Source organism: Baumannia cicadellinicola str. Hc (Homalodisca coagulata), from assembly GCF_000013185.1.
Classification (GTDB): domain Bacteria; phylum Pseudomonadota; class Gammaproteobacteria; order Enterobacterales; family Enterobacteriaceae; genus Baumannia; species Baumannia cicadellinicola_E.
The window spans coordinates 609,089-629,648 of record NC_007984.1; the positions used below are offsets into that span (position 1 = coordinate 609,089).

The 20,560-nt window shown below is 33.3% G+C and carries 17 protein-coding genes, 1 tRNA gene, 1 other RNA gene and 1 pseudogene; 9 read left to right on the forward strand and 11 right to left on the reverse strand.

Going from position 1 to position 20,560, the window contains the following annotated elements:
• Positions 1-14 precede the first annotated feature (14 nt).
• The 6 genes and pseudogenes from hflX to orn all read right to left on the reverse strand — a co-directional run bounded on the left by hflX (position 15) and on the right by orn (position 6,943).
• The gene (hflX, locus tag BCI_RS02875; protein WP_011520741.1) at positions 15-1,298 is read right to left on the reverse strand and encodes a ribosome rescue GTPase HflX; all 1,284 of its coding nucleotides are present in this window, start codon (positions 1,296-1,298) and stop codon (positions 15-17) included.
• A 107-nt stretch (positions 1,299-1,405) separates the two neighbouring features.
• A complete protein-coding gene (gene hfq, locus BCI_RS03390; protein WP_420021811.1) occupies positions 1,406-1,906 on the reverse strand; it encodes an RNA chaperone Hfq in 501 nt (166 codons plus the stop codon).
• A 72-nt stretch (positions 1,907-1,978) separates the two neighbouring features.
• Positions 1,979-2,908 carry a tRNA (adenosine(37)-N6)-dimethylallyltransferase MiaA gene (gene miaA / locus BCI_RS02885; RefSeq protein WP_011520744.1) on the reverse strand — a complete coding sequence of 310 codons (930 nt, stop codon included), beginning with the start codon at positions 2,906-2,908 and terminating at the stop codon, positions 1,979-1,981.
• A gap of 9 nt (positions 2,909-2,917) precedes the next feature.
• Positions 2,918-4,726 carry a DNA mismatch repair endonuclease MutL gene (gene mutL, locus BCI_RS02890; RefSeq protein ID WP_011520745.1) on the reverse strand — a complete coding sequence of 603 codons (1,809 nt, stop codon included), beginning with the start codon at positions 4,724-4,726 and terminating at the stop codon, positions 2,918-2,920.
• Positions 4,727-4,829: 103 nt separating this feature from the next.
• Positions 4,830-5,501: pseudogene (locus BCI_RS03395) on the reverse strand (N-acetylmuramoyl-L-alanine amidase); the annotation flags it as partial.
• A gap of 887 nt (positions 5,502-6,388) precedes the next feature.
• A complete protein-coding gene (gene orn / locus BCI_RS02900; RefSeq protein ID WP_011520747.1) occupies positions 6,389-6,943 on the reverse strand; it encodes an oligoribonuclease in 555 nt (184 codons plus the stop codon).
• 375 nt (positions 6,944-7,318) lie between these two features.
• On the opposite strand from orn, the gene asd reads away from it, so the two are divergent.
• A complete protein-coding gene (gene asd / locus BCI_RS02905) occupies positions 7,319-8,197 on the forward strand; it encodes an archaetidylserine decarboxylase (protein WP_011520748.1) in 879 nt (292 codons plus the stop codon).
• A 275-nt stretch (positions 8,198-8,472) separates the two neighbouring features.
• Here the strand turns inward: asd and epmA are convergent, their stop codons facing one another.
• Complete coding sequence (epmA, locus tag BCI_RS02910; RefSeq protein WP_011520749.1) at positions 8,473-9,456, reverse strand: elongation factor P--(R)-beta-lysine ligase; 984 nt, start codon at positions 9,454-9,456, stop codon at positions 8,473-8,475.
• Between the two features lie 87 nt (positions 9,457-9,543).
• Positions 9,544-10,113: an elongation factor P gene (gene efp / locus BCI_RS02915; protein ID WP_011520750.1), complete on the reverse strand. Its 570-nt coding sequence runs from the start codon at positions 10,111-10,113 to the stop codon at positions 9,544-9,546.
• Positions 10,114-10,146: 33 nt separating this feature from the next.
• Between efp and epmB the strand changes: the two genes are divergently transcribed.
• Positions 10,147-11,166, forward strand: a complete 1,020-nt coding sequence (epmB, locus tag BCI_RS02920) for an EF-P beta-lysylation protein EpmB (protein WP_011520751.1) — start codon at positions 10,147-10,149, stop codon at positions 11,164-11,166.
• Between the two features lie 89 nt (positions 11,167-11,255).
• On the opposite strand, the gene groL is transcribed toward epmB, so the two are convergent.
• Positions 11,256-12,896 (reverse strand): chaperonin GroEL, encoded by a 1,641-nt coding sequence (gene groL / locus BCI_RS02925; RefSeq protein WP_011520752.1) that lies wholly within the window; start codon positions 12,894-12,896, stop codon positions 11,256-11,258.
• A gap of 41 nt (positions 12,897-12,937) precedes the next feature.
• A complete protein-coding gene (locus tag BCI_RS02930; RefSeq protein WP_011520753.1) occupies positions 12,938-13,231 on the reverse strand; it encodes a co-chaperone GroES in 294 nt (97 codons plus the stop codon).
• Between the two features lie 252 nt (positions 13,232-13,483).
• Here BCI_RS02930 and aspA point away from each other — a divergent pair, with 252 nt between their 5' ends.
• From aspA to ffs, 3 genes are all read left to right on the forward strand, one after another.
• Positions 13,484-14,902 (forward strand): aspartate ammonia-lyase, encoded by a 1,419-nt coding sequence (gene aspA / locus BCI_RS02935; RefSeq protein ID WP_011520754.1) that lies wholly within the window; start codon positions 13,484-13,486, stop codon positions 14,900-14,902.
• Positions 14,903-14,979: 77 nt separating this feature from the next.
• Positions 14,980-15,052, forward strand: a tRNA-Phe gene (locus BCI_RS02940).
• 74 nt (positions 15,053-15,126) lie between these two features.
• Positions 15,127-15,225, forward strand: an RNA gene (gene ffs, locus BCI_RS03310) — signal recognition particle sRNA small type.
• A gap of 79 nt (positions 15,226-15,304) precedes the next feature.
• Here ffs and BCI_RS02945 read toward each other — a convergent pair.
• Complete coding sequence (locus BCI_RS02945; RefSeq protein WP_011520755.1) at positions 15,305-15,907, reverse strand: peroxiredoxin C; 603 nt, start codon at positions 15,905-15,907, stop codon at positions 15,305-15,307.
• A 186-nt stretch (positions 15,908-16,093) separates the two neighbouring features.
• On the opposite strand from BCI_RS02945, the gene queA reads away from it, so the two are divergent.
• From queA to secD, 4 genes are all read left to right on the forward strand, one after another.
• The gene (gene queA, locus BCI_RS02950) at positions 16,094-17,155 is read left to right on the forward strand and encodes a tRNA preQ1(34) S-adenosylmethionine ribosyltransferase-isomerase QueA (protein ID WP_011520756.1); all 1,062 of its coding nucleotides are present in this window, start codon (positions 16,094-16,096) and stop codon (positions 17,153-17,155) included.
• 61 nt (positions 17,156-17,216) lie between these two features.
• Positions 17,217-18,329 (forward strand): tRNA guanosine(34) transglycosylase Tgt, encoded by a 1,113-nt coding sequence (gene tgt, locus BCI_RS02955; RefSeq protein ID WP_011520757.1) that lies wholly within the window; start codon positions 17,217-17,219, stop codon positions 18,327-18,329.
• Between the two features lie 21 nt (positions 18,330-18,350).
• On the forward strand, positions 18,351-18,683 hold the full coding sequence (yajC, locus tag BCI_RS02960) for a preprotein translocase subunit YajC (protein ID WP_011520758.1): 333 nt from the start codon (positions 18,351-18,353) through the stop codon (positions 18,681-18,683).
• Between the two features lie 33 nt (positions 18,684-18,716).
• Positions 18,717-20,555, forward strand: a complete 1,839-nt coding sequence (secD, locus tag BCI_RS02965; protein WP_011520759.1) for a protein translocase subunit SecD — start codon at positions 18,717-18,719, stop codon at positions 20,553-20,555.
• Positions 20,556-20,560: the final 5 nt, after the last annotated feature.

Consider the following 20,560-nt stretch of genomic DNA (forward strand, 5'->3'; position numbering starts at 1 on the left):
CTAATTTAAAATAGTTAGACAAGGTAGTCTAACAATTCTACTTCCCGTTTACATAAACGATACCATTGAACAATAGGTATTTTTACTAATAATCGAATACTACCATCTTGTTCACTCCACTCTTGTTCTATAGCCTGTAACTGATAAAAAAGGCTACGTAAGCGGCTAGCTTGAGGTGGTAAACGTAAATTATAGCGGATTATTTTATGTTTTCGTATTAAAAGCTCACTTAGTGCTTGCATTAGTAATGTAATACCATCAGCATTTTGCGCTGATAGCCAAACACGTACTGGTTCATTATCAGTATTACGATCAATACGTGGTATGAAATTATCAAGTTGGTCTATTTTATTCATTACTAGTAAGGTAGAGATATGATTAGCATTAATTTCTACTAATACTTTTTTAACTGCATCTATTTTGATATTAATGCACTGATCGGTAGCATCTACAATATGTAGTAGTAATTTTGCCTGCTGTGTTTCCTGTAATGTTGACTTAAATGATGCGACAAGATGATGAGGTAGATGTTGGATAAAACCTACAGTATCGGCGAGTACTATATTACCAATAGTAGGGATATTCAGGCGTTTTAGTGTTGGATCGAGGGTTGTAAATAATTTATCAGCAACATCTACACTAGCTTCAGTGATACTATTGAATAATGTTGATTTTCCAGCATTTGTATAACCTACCAGTAAAATAGTAGGAATAGAAGCACGTGCATACCGTCCTTGCTCACGTCTTCTCTCTACTTTTGCTAAACGTAATTTAATTGTATTCATTCTATTACGCAATAATCTACGATCAGTTTCTAGCTGAGTTTCACCAGGTCCACGTAATAGGCTAATACCACCTTTTTGTCTTTCAAGATGCGTCCAGCCGCGTACTAATCTAGTAGCAATATATCGTAATTGTGCTAATTCAACTTGTAGTTTTCCCTCGTGAGTACGTGCGCGCTGCGAGAAAATACTAAGTATTAATCCCGTCCGATCAATGACACGACACTGACATAAACACTCTAGATTACGTTCTTGAGCAGGAGATAAAGCATGATCAAAAATAACTACTGATGCACTACTGATCTTAACTTTTTCTGCAATTTCTTCTGCTTTACCTTCACCAACGAAATATTTAGAATTTGGCTCCTTACGGCTACAGGTTACTATATCTAATACCGATAAACCTGCAGATAAAACTAAAGTTTCAAACTCTTTTATATCTGCTTTATTATGATCTTTTGTAAAAAAGATATGAACTAGTATTGCTTGAGTACCAAACTTAGAACAATTAAACAAGCGTATAACCTCGTGCTTCTATAGTAAATATTCAATACTAAAAAGAATTATGAAATCTTAAGTGAGGACTAGAACCTAATAACAATCTAGCTATCTCAGTTATAAACCTAATTACGATCACCACTATGATTGCTATAGTTACTACTATTATTAGCATAGTGTGATACAAATTTTGATGGTACAATAGTGGATACAGCGTGTTTATAAACCATTTGGCTAATAGTATTTTTAAGTACAATCACAAACTGATCGAAAGACTCAATATGGCCTTGTAATTTAATGCCATTAAACAAATAAATAGAAACCTGAATACGTTCTCGACGTAATACATTTAAGAATATATCTTGCAAAGATTGCCCCTGAGCCATTCTATCTTTTCTATCGTGAGCTATTCTATCTTTTCTATCGTGAGCTATTCTATCTTTTCTATCGTGAGCTATTCTATCTTTTCTATCGTGAGCTATTCTATCTTTTCTATCGTGAGCTATTCTATCTTTTCTATCGTGAGCTATTCTATCTTTTCTATCGTGAGCTATTCTATCTTTTCTATCGTGAGCTATTCTATCTTTTCTATCGTGAGCTATTCTATCTTTTCTATCGTGAGCCATTCTATCTTTTCCTTGCTTAGTTTACTTATAATATACATGTAGCTGGCAATAATATAAAAAATATTCCAGTATCTAACTAATGTGTTTGCTTATCATTTGTAATATTTTATTCAAAGCCATGTCCTGTTGTTCACTATCTAACCAACAAATATTTTGCCAGCTCTTTAACCATGTTATTTGGTGCTTAGCAAGTTTTCTTGTTGCTGAAATAGCACGAAATATCATCTCATGATAATTAGTTTCTCCTGCCAAGTATGACCACATCTGACGGTAGCCAACACAGCGGATAGATGACATGTTTGTATTTAAATCAGTTCGTGCAAACAGTTGACTAACTTCATATTCAAATCCATTAGCTAACATCTGATGAAATCGTCGCGTAATACGATCGTGTAGTAAGGATCTATTAACAGGCATAATAGCAAATTGATATACCTGATACTTTAGCGCATTACCGGATTTTTGGATCATTTCAGTTAAAGTGTTACCTGAAACTAAAAATACCTCTAGTGCTCGTAATAATCTATATGAATCATTTGGATGAATACGATTAGCTGCTACTAAATCAATTTTTTTTAATTTTTGGTGTAAAGCAGCCCATCCAACAGCTTTAGCTTCACGCTGAATAAGTGTGCGTATTTCAACATTTGCTGGAGGTAATGGAGATAGACCATGGAGTAACGATTTAAAGTAAAGCATAGTTCCACCAACAAGCAATGGTATACGTCCTGCTGCTGTTATTACTGTCATCTCATTAAGTGCATCAAGACAAAAATTAGCTGTGGAATATGATTCAGCAGGATCACAAATATTTATTAACCGGTGTGGTGCTTGAGTTAACTCTTCGTGGTTTGGTTTAGCGGTACCTATATCCATACCACGATAAATTAAAGCAGAATCAACACTAATAATTTCAACTGGTAACTTTTGACGTAATTTAATCGCTAAATTAGTTTTACCCGAGGCTGTTGGTCCTATAATAAATATAGCTATAGGTAGCACTGATATATCTTAGCTATTATTTAAAGCTTTGATCGCCATTTTTAGATCTAGCTTAACTATAAGTGCATTCGGTGGATTTTTTATCCAATGTGGACATAGGCGTTCAACTTCTGCAATTAATGGTATTGCTCTAGAATAATTCCATGTAGTTATTTGACTATTTAAGCTACATGCAAGCCAGGAAGCAATTTTATGATACGTAACAGATGTTTCATTATTTAAGTATCTTAACAAATCTAAAATTAAGTTAGATAAATTTTTTTTTCTTAATAATGGTAAAGGAACGGCATTTAGTATTGTTTCATTTTCATTAGGTTGTAGTAGAATCCCCATACGCTGTAATAATAACCTATGTTGATGAAGGGCTGAGGCTTCACCATTGCTTAGTATTATACGTAATGGAATCAACAGTGGTTGAGCTAATATAGTATCACTGTTATTTTCTGGAGTCAGTTGACGTTCAGTAATATAGCGTTCTGCGAATTGTAATGATAATAGTGATAATCCTTGAGCTGATTCTAACAATGCATAGCAAGGAGAACAAAAAGTTAGCATTTTGCCAAAACTATAAAAATCATTACTTAATGATGTTGAACAGGAGTTTTTTGTAGCTTGGCATTTCGCTGGAATATCTTGCATTTTTGCTTCATCAGGATCCTGAATTATTTGATTACTTAATAATTCATCAGCATTTTTAGCTGCCGCAGAATAACTGACTAATATATTGTTCTTACCTTCATTAAGCTGATTAAGAGCATGACTAGGTATTATTTTCCCTATGGGTTTTTGTGTAGTACTATAACAAGTATCTGAGGAAAGTTTTACTCGTTGTTGCAAAACAGTCATTAATGCTTGATAGATAAAATGATGAACTTTTCTCGCCTCGTAAAATTTGATCTCTTTTTTAGCTGGATGTACATTAATATCTAATTGTTGAGGGTTAATAACTATAAAAATCACAAAAGATGGTTGATGAGGACCTTTCAGCTGATCTTGGTAAGCATGGCGAATCGCGTGATTAATCAGTTTATTTCTGATAATACGTTGGTTAACGTAGCTATATTGCATCTCTGGTAATTTTATACAGCTAGGGTCTTCAACCCAACCTTGGATCGAAAAATCAATATTTTGCCAAGATATCTTAAGGGCATTATTAACGAAAGTGTTTCCACATAAACGACTGAGACGTCGCCAATATTGACTAGGTTCTTTAACGGCTCTATAGTGCTGCACTATTTTATTGTTATGCTGCAAAATAAATGTCACGTCGAATCGTGCTAGTGCCATTCGGCGAATAACTTCTTCAATATGCTTAAACTCAGTTTGTTCTGCGCGCATAAATTTACGCCGAGCTGGAGTATTATAAAATAAATCGAGTACTTCTACAGTAGTACCGACTGGATGTGCTATAGGTAGAAGCATAACTTTTTCAGTATATCTTTCAGTGTATACTTGCCAAGCTTCATTTTGTTTAGCAGTACGCGAAGTAAGATTAAGATGAGCTACTGAACTTATACTAGCTAAAGCTTCACCGCGAAATCCCATACTTTTAATACACTCTAAATCTTCTATGCTCGATATTTTACTAGTAGTATGGCGAGCAACAGCAAGTACTATATCTTTTTTGCTGATACCATATCCATTGTCACGGATACGTATTACTTTTGCGCCCCCAAGTTCTACTTCAATATCAATACGTGTAGCACCAGCATCTAGGCTATTTTCTATTAGTTCTTTGACTACTGAAGCTGGTCGTTCTACTACTTCACCAGCAGCAATTTGGTTGATTAATTGTGGTGATAGTCGATGAATTTGCATCAGAACTAGTCCTATTAGATAGGTAATAGAGTTAATTAATCTTAATAATTTAAATAGATTATTATAATTTTTTCTTTTAAGAAAGTTTGTCGTATTCCATGCAATAAGAGCGTAATCCTAGATGTAATGCCTTAGCAATTTTTTCTTGATAAGCACAGCTACCTAATAGTTTTTCTTCTAGTGCATTACTAATAAAACCTATTTCCACAAGCAATGATGGAATATCTGGAGAACGTAATACTCCTAGGCTAGCATGTTCAGGATTTTTTTTGTGTAAGATACTAATCTCTCTTAAGTGCTTTAGTATATTTACTGCTATATCATAGCCTACTCGCTGTGCATTACCAAATTGTAAATCTAATATTACTTGACTAAAATAGGGATTAGTCTTACCGCTTGCAAGCAAGTTACCTGCCCCACCTAGTAATTTTGCTTGTTTATCATTTTTTTCGAGCAAATTTGCTATTTCACTATTAGCTCTTTTATTCGAAAGTACCAAAACTGAAGCACCACGAGCGTGAATATTTGGTGCAGCATCAGCATGAATAGAAACTAGTACACATGCTTCATGTTGCCTTGCTACTTCAGATCGACCCATTACTGAGATAAATTCGTCACCATTGCGAGTAAGTACTGGCTTAAACATAGGATCTCTGTTTAGCATTACTTTAAGTTTATGGGCAATAGCTATTGTAACGTTTTTTTCTTTAATACCATGAGGACCAATAGCTCCTGGATCTGGACCACCATGTCCAGCATCAATAGCAACTATTACTGTTTTAGTACTAATTTTTTTCTCTTTATTATTGATATTAGAATTTAAATTTTTTGTATTACTATTAGCATTAGTATTTAATTTCAATAATGTTTGTTGTTTCTGAAAATTAGATAATGGTGGTAGTGCTGTCCTAATTGTTACTATCAGATTATAATAGCTACTAATTTTTTTTATTTTAATATTTATTTGTGATTTATTAATTAGCTCAAAAACAATACGAATACTATTTTCGCTTATTGGTGTACTAGTTCTAATACATTTAATGAGATTATGACCGTTAAAATTTAGTGGCAACCTGTATGGTAAATTAAGTTCTTGGTTTAGATCTAAGACTAACCTTTCTGGATGATGCAGATAGAAAAAAGTATAAATAGGTGGCGTATTAAAGCTGAATATTACTATTGATTGAATTACATTATTAGTAACAGGTATATCACGTAAAGGCATAGCTATTGATGATTGAATTATTAAAAATCCTATTATAAATAACAAACATGAATAAAAGTAGGTATTCATTAATTACAAACTTATTAAATGTAGCATTTTATACTTTTGTACTAAATGCTTATATTTTAACTTGATGTGTTATTCTGCTAGCTTCTAGGTTCTAATATTATTGATCAATCTATCATGGGTCAAACCCCTATATCATGATGAAACTCTATTGTTAATAGAGTTTCATCATATAAGTATTTATGTATGCCAATTAACTAAAATTTCTCTATTTATGCTATACAAAATGACAATGATATACTGTCCAACGTTTTAATACATGCTGTTCTACTAAAGAATAGGTAAAAATAAGGTTATTACCTGAGATAATAACTTGATAACATAGTCAATTTTATTGAGGTTTATTCATTATTTTTCTACTAAAACTAAGATTAAATATTAGAACTAAGCAGGAGAAAATGTGCACGATAATATACTAATTCTGCTACTGATTCACGAATATCATCTAAAGCTTTATGGCTATTTTTTTTCTTTATTCCTGCCATAATTTTAGGTTTCCATCGACGCGCAAGTTCTTGTAAAGTGCTAACATCTAAGCAACGATAATGAAAATAAGACTCTAGTATTGGCATATAACGGTAGAGAAAACGACGATCTTGACTTATACTATTTCCACAGATAGGTGATTTACCTGCTGGTACCCATTCTTGCAAAAACGCAATAGTTTGTGCCGCTGCTGTTTCTTCATTTAATGTACTCTTACGAACTTTTTCTATTAATCCATTAGCAGTATGTATACGTATATTCCATGTATTCATTAATTTAAGTTGTTCTTCTGACTGATGAATAGCTAAAACTGGACCTTCTGCTATTATATTAAGGTTAGCATCAGTAATTAATGTAGCTATTTCAAGAATACGATCTTGCTCAGGATTAAGACCTGTCATTTCTAGATCTATCCATATTAGGTTATGGAGTGATATCATTTTAGTATTAAGATCTTTAATAAAGTATATGATGTACCTTTTGCTAATGAAGCAATATTTAATTACTATGTTTGATAGTTAAATATCAAACTATAATAAAAATTTATAATGAAAAAATCTCTTGATCTAGAGTAAAAATTCATCCAAAAGAAAAATATAATTATAAAAAAATAGTTAATTATAAATTATAAGATGATTGATCTATCTATTCAATAGATTCCTAAACTATGTAACAATAATTTTTAGTTAGTATTTATATATTTACTCATCCCTGTACTATACTAAATGATAAAATAAATAACACGATGATATTTTAGTCGTATGGGTAATTATATACTTCCTAAGTAATAACATTATAAGAGGTTACTTATATACGTGCTTTATATTATAAAGCCATTTTTGCAAAAATTAAGATACTTACTTCAACTATTATTAACCCAGATAGTAGGTTGGAGTGCTGAATGTCATGGTAGTTGGTTTACTAGAATTATCATTAAGTTATTTATATTATTTTATAAAGTTAATATGCAAGAATCACTACAGCAAGATATCGCTTTTTATAAAACATTTAACGCTTTTTTTATTAGATATCTCAATAAAAATGCTCGTCCAATTAATTCTAATCCATCAGTGATAGTGCAACCAGCCGATGGTATTATATCACAATTAGGAACCATTCAAGATCATCTAATATTACAGGCAAAAAAACATTTCTATAGTTTAGAAGCTTTACTTGCTGGGCAAACTAGAATTATTAATTACTTTCGTTGCGGTAATTTTACGACAATATATCTCTCTCCTAGAGATTATCACAGGGTCCATATGCCTTGTAACGGTGTCTTACGTCAAATGATTTATGTACCAGGTAATTTATTTTCTGTTAATCCTTCCATGGTCACTCATGTTCCTAATTTATTTGCTCGTAATGAGCGAGTAATTTGCTTATTTGATAGTAATTTTGGTTTAATAGCACAAATTCTTGTTGGTGCTACTATTGTAGGTAGTATCGCAACCATCTGGTCTGGTACCGTCATGCCACCGCGAGAAAAAGTCATTAAATGTTGGCATTATCCCAAATTCGGAGATAAAAATGCAGTTATCTTACTTAAAGGTCAAGAAATGGGATACTTTAAGCTTGGTTCTACCGTCATTAATTTATTCCGATATGGTAGAATAGAGTTATGCGATCACTTATATACTAATTGTATTACTCGTGTAGGACTACCGTTAGGTTATAGTAACAAAAAAATATGATTACAAATTATTAGTAGTAATACTGCTAATTAGTTACTCAATTAATATATTACAGCAAATTAATAATTTAATTTCTTTAGAGCTAAATATTAAGATATATACTCTATTGCATACAGAATAAATTGAGCAAAATAATCGAATGTTAATTCGTTCCGACCAATGATAACTTAGTACGAATCATCAATAGTTATTATCATGCTTCAGTAACCAATGATTTACTTCTGTAATAAGCTTAATATCTCAAACTAGATGTTAATTTTAGGCAGAAGCCTTAATTACGCATCTGTTACAGAAAAAGCCATAACTTCGCTAATATGCTTAGCTTTTAAAGTTAACATTAATAAGCGATCAATACCTAATGCTACACCTGAGCAAGAAGGTAAACCACATTCTAACGCTGCTAATAACTGTTCATCGATAAGTCGCGGTGGTCTGTTCATTGCTACTTGTTTATTATTTTCCTGCATAAAACGTTCACGTTGTAGGTCTGCATCAGTTAACTCACGAGAACCATTAGCTAATTCTATACCATGAAAATAAACTTCGAACCTTTCAGCTACTCGGTGATCATCAGAATTTAACTCAGCTAGTAATGATTGGGAAGCAGGAAAATTATAAATAAAAACAGGCTTATTATTACCAAGATGAGGTCTTACTAACATTAAAAATAAAAAATCAAGTAATTTATCACGGTCATTATATAGTGATATAGTACTACTAAGATTGAACTTAACTAATACTTGATTTAGTTCATCTAGCTCTGCTAATAGTGGATCGATACCAACATGTAGGCGAAAAACCTGTTGGTAAGACAACATCTCGGCACTATCGCAATGAATAATTGTTTGTAAAAAAATATTAACTTCATCCATAATATCAACCATATTATAATATGGTCTATACCATTCTAATAGAGTAAACTCTGGATTATGATAATTGCCGTATTCTTGATTACGGAAGCTATGGCATATTTGAAAAATTGGACCACTACCTGCAGCAAGTAGACGTTTCATATGATATTCTGGACTAGTTATAAGATACATTGGCACTCCTTTCTCTGGTACTTTTTCTAAAAAATATAAATTTGTCTGGAAAGGAAAAAGATAAATGTCAGGTACTGTAGTATGACTCATAACTGGTGTTTCAACTTCTAGTAAACCACGATTTATAAAAAAAATTCTAATATTGTTTATTATTTTAGCTCTAATGAATAAATTATGAATAGAAGCACGAGGTTTCCAACTGATTAATTTATTCATTAATATACCTAATGTAAGGAAAAATTTTGCTTCAGATCATAATAAAATACTATATATATATAAAATCTATATTTGATCCATCATCTACTACTTAACTCGTGATATATACATACTAGTACGAGTATCTACTTTAATTATTTCTCCTTTATTAATGAATAAAGGTACCTTAACTATTACACCAGTAGTTAAGGTAGCTGGTTTATAAATAGAGCTAATAGCATCTCCTTTTATCCCAGGATCAGTAGATAATACTTCTAATTCTACGAAGTTAGGTGGGACTACGGCAATAGGCTGGTCTTTCCATAAAGTTAATACACAAGGAGTTTGTTTGACTAACCATTTAGCATAGTCACCTACGGCTTTAGCATCTGCAGCAACTAGCTCGTAGTTTTGATTATTAATAAAATACCAGAATTCACCATTATTATACAAATAATTTAAGTGTCGATCGATAATATCGGCAGCTTCAACAGCATCACCAGACTTAAATATTTTTTCAATTATTTTTTTACCAGAAAGTAATTGACGTAGACGTACTCTATTAAATGGTTGACCTTTTCCCGGTTTAACAAATTCATTTTCTATAATAGCGTATGGTTCGCCATTAAGCATAATTTTCAAACCAACCCGAAATTCATTAGTACGATAAAAATGCATAAGATTTTTCTTCAACAAATATGGTAATGAAAAATGAAACATTTAAGAAGAAACAATTCTTCCGATAAAGAAGAATGGCTCAATGAACTTGCAGATGTCATAACTAATCCAATGGAATTATTGCAACAATTAAAGCTTGATCAAGATAAAAAACTACGTGAAGCTATAAAAGCTAGGCAACTATTCCCATTCCGTGTACCTAAAACATTCGTTAAACGTATGAAATATGAGGATCCAACTGACCCATTACTCCGTCAGGTGTTAACGTTACCAGAAGAGTTTAAGCAACACTTAGATTTTAGCAAAGATCCAATAAATGAGCAGCAGTATAATGTTGCTCCAATGTTACTACATAAGTATTATAATCGTGCTATACTACTTGTCAAAAGTGGTTGTGCAATAAACTGTCGTTACTGTTTTCGTCGTTATTTCCCTTATCAAGATAATCAAAGCAATCAAGCTAACTGGAAACTAGCTATCGAATATATTAARCAACATTCGGAGCTGAACGAAATTATTTTATCTGGTGGTGATCCACTAATGGCAAAAGATCATGAACTAGATAAACTTTTAAACTTACTAGAAGATATACCTCATTTAACAAAATTACGTATTCATAGTAGATTACTTATAGTTATTCCTGCACGAATTACTTCTTTTATTTGTCAACGTCTTGCAAGATCCCGACTTAAAGTAGTATTAGTGACACATATTAATCATGCTCAAGAAATTGATTCCTCAGTACAGAAAAGCATAGCAAAATTACGTAATAAACAGGTAACACTCTTAAATCAGAGTGTACTTTTACGTGGGATTAATGATAATGCTCAAATTTTAGCTACACTAAGCGAAACTTTATTTTCTATAGGCATACTACCTTATTATCTACATACTTTAGATTGTGTGCAAGGTGCTACACATTTTATAGTTGATGATCAACGAGCACGGAAGATTATGCATGACTTGTTAAGTAAAGTAGCCGGTTATCTCGTTCCTAGATTAGTTAGGGATATTAGTGGAATGCCGAGTAAAACTATCTTATCTTTAGGATAAGAAATAAATATAATAATTAACCCCCAGTTCTATAACTGGGGGTTAAATAAAGCATGATTAAATTTTACTTATTAATATGAGCTGCTAACTTACATCATACCACCCATACCACCCATACCACCACTAGAAGCACTTACATCAGGTTTTTCTTCTTTCGGGAGATCAGTAATCATACATTCAGTAGTAATCATAAGACCGGCAATAGAAGCAGCGTACTGCAGCGCAGAACGGGTTACTTTAGTTGGATCTAGTATACCCATATCTATCATATTACCGTACTTTTCAGTAGCGGCGTTATAGCCCATATTACCGTCTTCAGCTTTGACGTTATTAGCAATGACTGATGGTTCTTCACCAGCATTAGCTACTATCTGACGCAAAGGTGCTTCCATAGCGCGTCGTGCAACTTTGATACCTACGTTTTGATCCTCATTATCACCACAAAGCTGCTGAATACCATTAGCAGCACGAATAAGTGCGACGCCACCACCTGCAACGACACCTTCTTCTACAGCAGCACGAGTAGAATGTAAGGCATCTTCTACGCGAGCTTTCTTCTCTTTCATTTCAACTTCAGTAGCAGCACCAACTTTAATAACAGCTACACCGCCAGCTAATTTTGCTACACGTTCTTGTAATTTTTCTCTGTCATAATCAGAAGTAGCTTCTTCACGCTGCTGATTTATTTGTGCAACACGGCTATCAATCATAGCTTTATCGCCAACACCATCAATAATGGTAGTAGTATCTTTAGTAATTACAACACGTTTAGCTTGTCCCATATCTTCTAAGGTAGCTTTTTCTAACTCTAAACCTATTTCTTCAGAAATTACAGTACCTGCAGTTAAGGTAGCAATATCCTGTAACATTGCTTTACGTCGATCACCAAAACCTGGTGCCTTAACTGCTGCTACTTTTACGATACCACGCATAGTGTTTACGACTAAAGTAGCTAAAGCTTCTCCTTCCACATCTTCAGCAATTACTAGTAAAGGTTTGCTTGATTTAGCTACTGCTTCTAATATTGGAAGCATTTCTCTAATATTGGATATTTTCTTATCGGCTAGTAAGATAAATGGATTTTCTAATTCTACTGTTCCATTCTCTTGCTTATTAATAAAATAAGGAGATAAGTAGCCACGATCGAACTGCATACCTTCGACTACATCTAGTTCATCTTGTAAACCAGAACCTTCTTCAACAGTAATAACACCTTTTTTACCGACTTTTTCCATTGCTTCCGCTATAAGTATACCTACTTTTTCATCAGAGTTTGCAGATATAGTTCCAACTTGAGCAATAGCTTTAGAATCAGCACAAGGTACAGATAGTCTTTTCAATTCTTCAACAGCACCGATAACAGCTTTATCAATACCACGTTTTAGATCCATAGGGTTCATACCTGCTGCAACTGCTTTTAACCCTTCATTAACAATAGATTGGGCTAGTACAGTTGCGGTTGTGGTACCATCACCAGCAGCATCATTGGCTTTTGAAGCAACTTCCTTTACCATCTGTGCGCCCATGTTCTCAAATTTATCTTCTAGTTCTATTTCTCGTGCTACAGATACACCATCTTTAGTAATTACAGGTGCACCAAAAGACTTATCTAATACAACATTACGACCTCTAGGACCTAAAGTAACTTTTACTGCATCGGCTAGAACATTAACTCCTCTCAACATTTTTATGCGAGCTTCATTACCGAATTTTACTTCTTTAGCAGCCATTTTGTTTTCCTTAATTTGTTGGGTTAATAATGATTAAATAATTATTTTTCCACAATAGCTAAAATGTCGCTTTCAGACATGATCAGTACTTCCTCATTGTCGATTTTCTCTACCTTAACGCCATATCCGTCATTAAAAATAATGGTGTCGCCAACTTTCACATCCAAAGCTTTAATTTCACCATTGTCTAGGCTGCGGCCGCGACCTACTGCCAGTACTTCTCCACGGGTGGATTTACCAGCAGCTGAACCTGTCAGCATAATGCCACCTGCTGATTTAGATTCAACTTCTTTACGCTTAACGATAACGCGATCATGTAATGGACGAATTTTCATTGATAGCTCCCCTTAAAGAAAATCTAGGTCAATTTTAAAAAGATTCATATTAAGCATTTAGTTATGCCCTATTCATGCGTTAATGATGGGGGCATAACTAAATGCTTCAAGGGTAAAAGATATTTTTTTTGTGTAAAATTTTAGTAAAACATCATAACAATTAAAAAATAAAATTATTTTTTTTGTAAAAATAAGATATTCATATTATTTTATGTTCTAATAACTTTAGATTCATTATGATCTGGAAAATCAATGGTAAATACGATCCGTGTAGAAGAAGACTTACTTGGTACTCGTGAAATTCCAGCTAATGCTTATTATGGTATTCACACGTTGCGTGCTTGCGAAAATTTTGCTTTAAGTACTATTAGTATTAGTGATATACCTGAATTAGTCCGTAGTATGGTTATCGTGAAAAAAGCAGCTGCTTTAGCAAACAAAGAACTCAAAATTTTACCAAACGGTATTGCTGATCTCATCAATCGTGCTTGTGATGAGATATTAGTTCACGGTCGGTGTATGGATCAATTTCCCGTAGATGTATTTCAGGGAGGAGCTGGCACCTCAATTAATATGAATACTAATGAAGTATTATCGAATATCGGCTTAGAATTAATGGGACATCAAAAGGGAGAATATCAATTTCTTAGTCCTCACGATCACTTAAACTTATCTCAATCTACTAATGACTCTTATCCTACTGGATTAAGATTAGCTATTTATAACGCTATCCAGCAACTAAGAAAAGGCATAAATCATCTAAGTACGGGTTTTGAGCACAAAGCTAAAACTTTCGCGACTACCCTAAAGATGGGACGTACTCAATTACAAGATGCCGTACCGATGACACTTGGTCAGGAATTCCATGCTTTTAATGTATTGCTCAAGGAAGAAGATAAAAATCTCATACGGAGTGCTGAACTTCTTTTAGAAGTAAATTTAGGTGCGACTGCTATAGGTACACGTATTAATACCCCTGAAGGATATCAAAATATAGTCGTCGATAAACTAGCTAAAATAAGCGGATTACCATTTTTTTCTGCTGAGGACTTGATAGAAGCTACTTCAGACTGTGGTGCATATGTTATGGTGCATAGTGCATTGAAACGTCTCGCAGTAAAATTATCAAAAATTTGTAATGATCTACGTTTACTTTCTTCAGGCCCAAGAACTGGGTTAAATGAAATTAACCTTCCTCAACTACAGGCAGGTTCATCAATTATGCCAGCTAAAGTTAATCCTGTAATTCCTGAAGTAGTTAATCAGGTGTGCTTTAAGGTTATTGGTAATGATACATGTGTAACTATAGCTGCAGAAGCTGGTCAGCTACAACTTAATGTTATGGAACCTGTCATTAGTCAAGCAATGTTTGAATCTATTTCACTTTTAACTAAGGCGTGTTATCATTTACAAGATAAATGTATATTTGGTATTAGTGCAAATAATACAATTTGTGAACAATATGTTTTCAACTCGATTGGCATCATAACTTATCTTAACCCAGTTATTGGCCATCATAACGGCGATAAAGTAGGCAAAATTTGTAACGAAACGGGTAAAAGTGTACGCCAAGTAGTTTTAGAGTTAGGTCTGTTAACTGAAAGGCAACTAGATGATATCTTTTCGTGGCAAAATTTAATTTCTCCTAGATATAATGGTCGTCGTTACTAACGATATATCTCTTAGCTATATTTTTTAATAAATTCATTGACTTAATTGTATTAATACGTTCTAATGCGCCTCTATCTGCCCGGATAGCTCAGTTGGTAGAGCAGGGGACTGAAAATCCCCGTGTCCTTGGTTCGATTCCAAGTCCGGGCATCTTCCATTTAGTAATAATTATTCGATTAGCTTTAATCTACGTAATAGATTATCTCATAAATTTTTTTAGGTCCTTTTAGTGCTCTCGCCTAATATTTACTTGTGAAATCGATCAGGTCTGGAAGGAAGCAGTCGTAGCAAGCTAAGTAGAAAACGGGAAGTCGTTAAAAGGACTTCCTCTATTTAGGATGAGGAAAAAATTAAATAACTAGAGCTAACTTACAAGTTAGCTCTAATTATGAGAGCTAATAACTAGAGCTTACTAACATTTTTCGCTAAATATTTAGCTACTCCTTCAGTAGTAGCTGTTATACCATCTTGTCCTTTCTCCCACTGAGCGGGACAAACTAATCCATGTTCTTCATTAAACTGTAAAGCATCAACCATACGTATAATATCATCAATATTTCTACCTAATGGTAGATCATTAACTATTTGGTGGCGCACTATACCATCTTTATCTATCAAAAAAGATGCACGTAATGCAACACCAATATCTGGATGTTCGATATCGTATGCTTTGATAATTTCTCTTTTAACATCGGCTACCATAGGATACTGTACTTGGTTAATCCCACCTTTATCCGGTGGTACTAAACGCCAAGCATTATGTACAAACTCTGAGTCACATGAAACACCTACAATTTTTACCCTTCGTTTCTGGAACTCAAGATAACGTTTATCAAATGCAATTAATTCAGAAGGGCAAACAAATGTGAAATCCATTGGCCAGAAAAAAATAATTGCATGTTGCCCTTTAATATAATTTTTAAAATTAAAGTTATTGATTATTTTACCGCTACCTAGTATTGCAGCTGCCGTAAAGTCAGGGGCTTGACGAGTAACTAATACCATAAATATTATACTCCTATATGTAAATTTAAGATTAATTATAATATAATAGCTGTTACTAAGAAAGTTAATAAGTGAATAAAGAATGATATTCTAGTATTATAGAATACATTAATTACACTTGCAGTGAGTTATTCATAGTCCTAGACTATGCTTATATATTTTATGTTTTTATAATAAGTATTAATCATGCATGTTGCCGACTTCTCTTTTAATTTGCCTAAAAATTTAATTGCACGTTATCCGTTACCAGAACGTAGTACCTGCCGTTTGCTATCATTAGATGGTCATAGCGGAGCTATTAAGCATAATGTTTTCACTGATATTCTAGATCAATTATCACTAGGAGATTTGCTAGTATTTAATAATACTCGTGTAATTCCAGCTAGGCTCTTTGGTCGTAAAATTAGTGGTGGTAAAGTAGAAGTATTAGTAGAAAGAGTACTAGATAATCAGCGTGTACTTGCTCATATTAGGGCTTCAAAAACTCCAAAAATAGATACATTACTGTTGTTAGGTGATAATGAAAATATACGTGCTATTATAGTAGCACGTCATCAAATATGGTTTGAGCTGTTATTTGATGATCAACGTGATATACTTACCATACTAAATGATGCTGGTCATATTCCATTACCTTATTATCTAGATCGTCCTGACTACTCTCTAGACCGAGAGTTATATCAAACAGTATATAGCCAACATCCAGGTGCTATTGCAGCGCCTACTGCCGGTCTACATTTTGATCAACAACTATTATCTGCTCTCCGTGTCAAAGGAGTTGAGATGGTTTTTATTACTTTACACGTTGGTACAGGTACTTTTCAGCCAATAAAAGTAAAAAAGATAGAACATCACCATATGTACTCAGAGTATACTGAAGTACCACATACGGTAGTAGATGCAGTAATAGCCTGTAAGTCGCGTGGTAACCGCGTAGTAGCAGTTGGAACTACCTCAGTACGTTCATTAGAAAGTGCGATAGTATCAGTCTCAAATAGCAAACATACGATGTTAGCACCTTTTTGCGGTGAAACAAGCATATTTATTTACCCAGGCTATCGCTTTCGCGTAATTGACGCATTAATTACTAATTTTCATTTGCCTCAATCTACACCAATTATGCTAGTATCTGCATTTGCCGGTTACCAACATACTTTTAATGCTTATCGAGAAGCAGTTAATCTCGCGTACCGCTTTTTAAGCTATGGTGATGCAATGTTCATTACTAATAATAACTCTGTATTTTAATAGTAGCAAAATTATTCTATAAAAAGATTACTTGGATTTATTTTGAATATAGGAATACTTTTTGAAGTATCAATTACTAAAAAATTGCGCAGGCGCTAGGCGTGGACGTATACAATTTGATCGTGGTGTAGTAGAAACACCTGCTTTTATGCCAGTAGGCACTTATGGTACTGTTAAAAGTCTCACAACAGAGGAAGTAAAAGACACTGGTACACAAATGATATTATGTAATGCATTTCACTTGTGGTTACGTTCGGAGCAAGAAATTATAAAGTTACATGGTGATTTGCATCATTTCATGCATTGGTATGGACCTATTATTACAGATTCAGGCGGTTTTCAGATTTTTAGCATTAGTAATCTCAATAAAATCACTGAGGCAGGAGTATACTTCCGTCATCCGATCAATGGTTCTGCTATTTTTCTAAGCCCAGAAAAATCTATGGAAATACAATACGATTTAGGTTCTGATATTGTCATGGTTTTAGATGAATGTACACCTTATCCAGTACAATGGGATGAAGCAAAAAAATCTATGGTAATGTCTCTACGTTGGTCAGAACGCAGCCATAAACGTTTTCATGAACTCAAAAATAATAATGCGTTATTTGGTATTATTCAAGGCGGAATGTATAAAGATTTACGAGATCTATCAGTCAAAAAATTAATAGAGATAGGATTTGATGGCTATGCTATTGGTGGTTTGTCAGTAGGTGAACCAAAAGAAAACATGCACCATATTCTAGCACATATTTGTCCACAACTTCCAGAAGATAAACCCCGCTATTTAATGGGAGTAGGTAAACCAGAAGATTTAATAGAAGGATGGCGTCGTGGTATAGATATGTTTGATTGTGTTATACCTACCCGTAATGCACGCAATGGTCATCTATTTGTTACTAATGGAGTAGTTAAAATTCGTAATGCTAAGTATAAATATGATATTACATCATTAGATATTTATTGTGATTGTTATACATGTTGCAATTATAGTCGCGCATATTTACATCATCTTTCTCGTTGTAATGAAATATTAGGAGCCCGCTTAAATACGATTCATAATTTACGTTATTATCAGCGTTTAATGGCTGATTTACGCGATGCAATTGATACCGGGACATCGCAATACTTTATTGAAGAATTTTATAACAAAACAAGAAATAGCTATTATTAAAGAATTTATGAGGTAATAAAAATGCTATCTATTATTTCTGATGCTATTGCTAGTACTAGTACATCATATCAAGGCAGTTCATACTCAATGATAATTATGTTGCTATTTTTTGGTTTGTTTTTTTATTTTATCATCTTACGGCCACAGCAAAAACGTGCTAAATTACATAAAGCACTAATTCATTCTATTACTAAAGGGGATGAAATTCTTACTAATGGAGGTTTAGTAGGTAAAGTAGCTAAAGTTACTGAAACTGGTTATTTTTTAGTATCACTTAATGATACCAATGAAGTTCTGATTAAACGTGACTTTATCACTGCTATTTTACCTAAAGGTACAATAAAATCACTCTAATAGTAATATCAGGAATGGGGTCAAAAAAAATTGGTGTTAAACCACTATCCTTTGTGGAAATATATTATATTAGTCCTCACCCTAATATTAGGCATAATATATGCTCTTCCAAATCTTTATGGAGAAGATGTTGCTATACAAATAACTGGCACTCACGGTGTTACAGTAAGTGAATCTACTCTCATTGATATTATTCATATATTAAAGCAAAAAAATATTGTTAGTAAATCTATTTCATTAACTAATGGTACTATTCTAGCCAGATTTTCCAATTCCAATATGCAATTGTATGCTCATGATACTTTACTAAAAACACTAGGCCATAATTATGTAGTAGCGCTTAACTTAGCACCAGCGGTACCCTCATGGTTAACTATGATAGGTGCATTACCTATTAAACTAGGTTTAGATTTAAGGGGAGGGGTACATTTTCTTATTGAAATAGATATGAATACAGTACTCAATAATATACATAAACAAGTTATAGATGTTTTTATCCAAGAACTACGGAAGAATAATATTCCTTATACATCAATAAGTAAAATTAATAATTATGGAAGTAAAGTTAACTTTCTTAATAGTTCTATCTGCGACGAAGCACTAGCTAAACTGATGTCCATACACCGAGATATAGCTCTTATTAAAAAGGGCAAAAAATATAGCATTGAAATTTATTTATTAGATAATAAATTACATGCAGCTAGTAACTTAGCTATACAACAGAATATTAATATTTTACGTAATCGCATAAATAGATTAGGCATAGCTGAACCACTAATACAGCGTCAAGGAGTTAATAGTATTGTGGTCGAGTTACCTGGAATTCAAGATACTGCCCGTGCTAAGGAAATAATAGGTGCTACGGCGATGTTAGAATTTCGTTTAGTCAATGAAGAACAATCAGAAGAACATAGTAAAATTACCAGTAATTCTGAAATAAAATTTACCCGTAACGGTACGCCAATCTTATTATATAAGCAAGTACTTCTTACTGGAGATCATATTACTAATGCTACTTTTAGTACTGATGAGTATAACCAGCCGCAAGTTAATATTACTCTTGATCATCAAGGTGGAAAAATTATGTCTAACTTCACAAAAGATAATATTAATAAGTTAATGGCAATACTATTTATTGAATATAAGAATAGTAGTGATAATATAAAAGATAATAACCTCTTTCTTAAGCAGGAAGAGGTCATAAATGTTGCTACTATCCAATCACACATTAGTAATATGTTTCGTATTACTGGTCTAAATAATAGACAAGAAGCCCGTAATCTTTCACTACTACTACGTGCGGGAGCATTGATGGCACCTATTAAAATTGTTGAAGAGTGCACTATTGGCCCGACATTAGGTATGCAAAATATTAATCAAGGTTTAAAAGCTTGTTTGTGGGGACTAATAGCTGCTGTGCTATTTATGGTAATAAGATACCATAAATTCGGGATAATTGCTACTATAGCACTAATTGCTAATATGATTCTAATAATTGGCATGATGTCGTTATTGCCAGGTGTTATTCTAACTATGCCGGGTATTGCTGGTATAGTACTTACATTAGCAGTTGCGGTAGATGCTAATGTACTTATTTATGAACGTATCAAAGAAGAGCTAAGTAAAGAGCGTAGTATACAGCAAGCTATTTACCAAGGGTATCGTCGAGCGTTTTCTAGTATCATCGATGCAAATATTACGACTATAATTACAGCTATTATTCTATATGAGTTTGGTACTGGCTCTATTAAAGGTTTTGCAATTACAACCATAATTGGCATTGCTACTTCAATGTTTACAGCGATACTAGGTACTCGTGCTATAGTTAACTTACTATATGGTAATAAGTTAATAGATAAACTTTCTATTTAGACAAT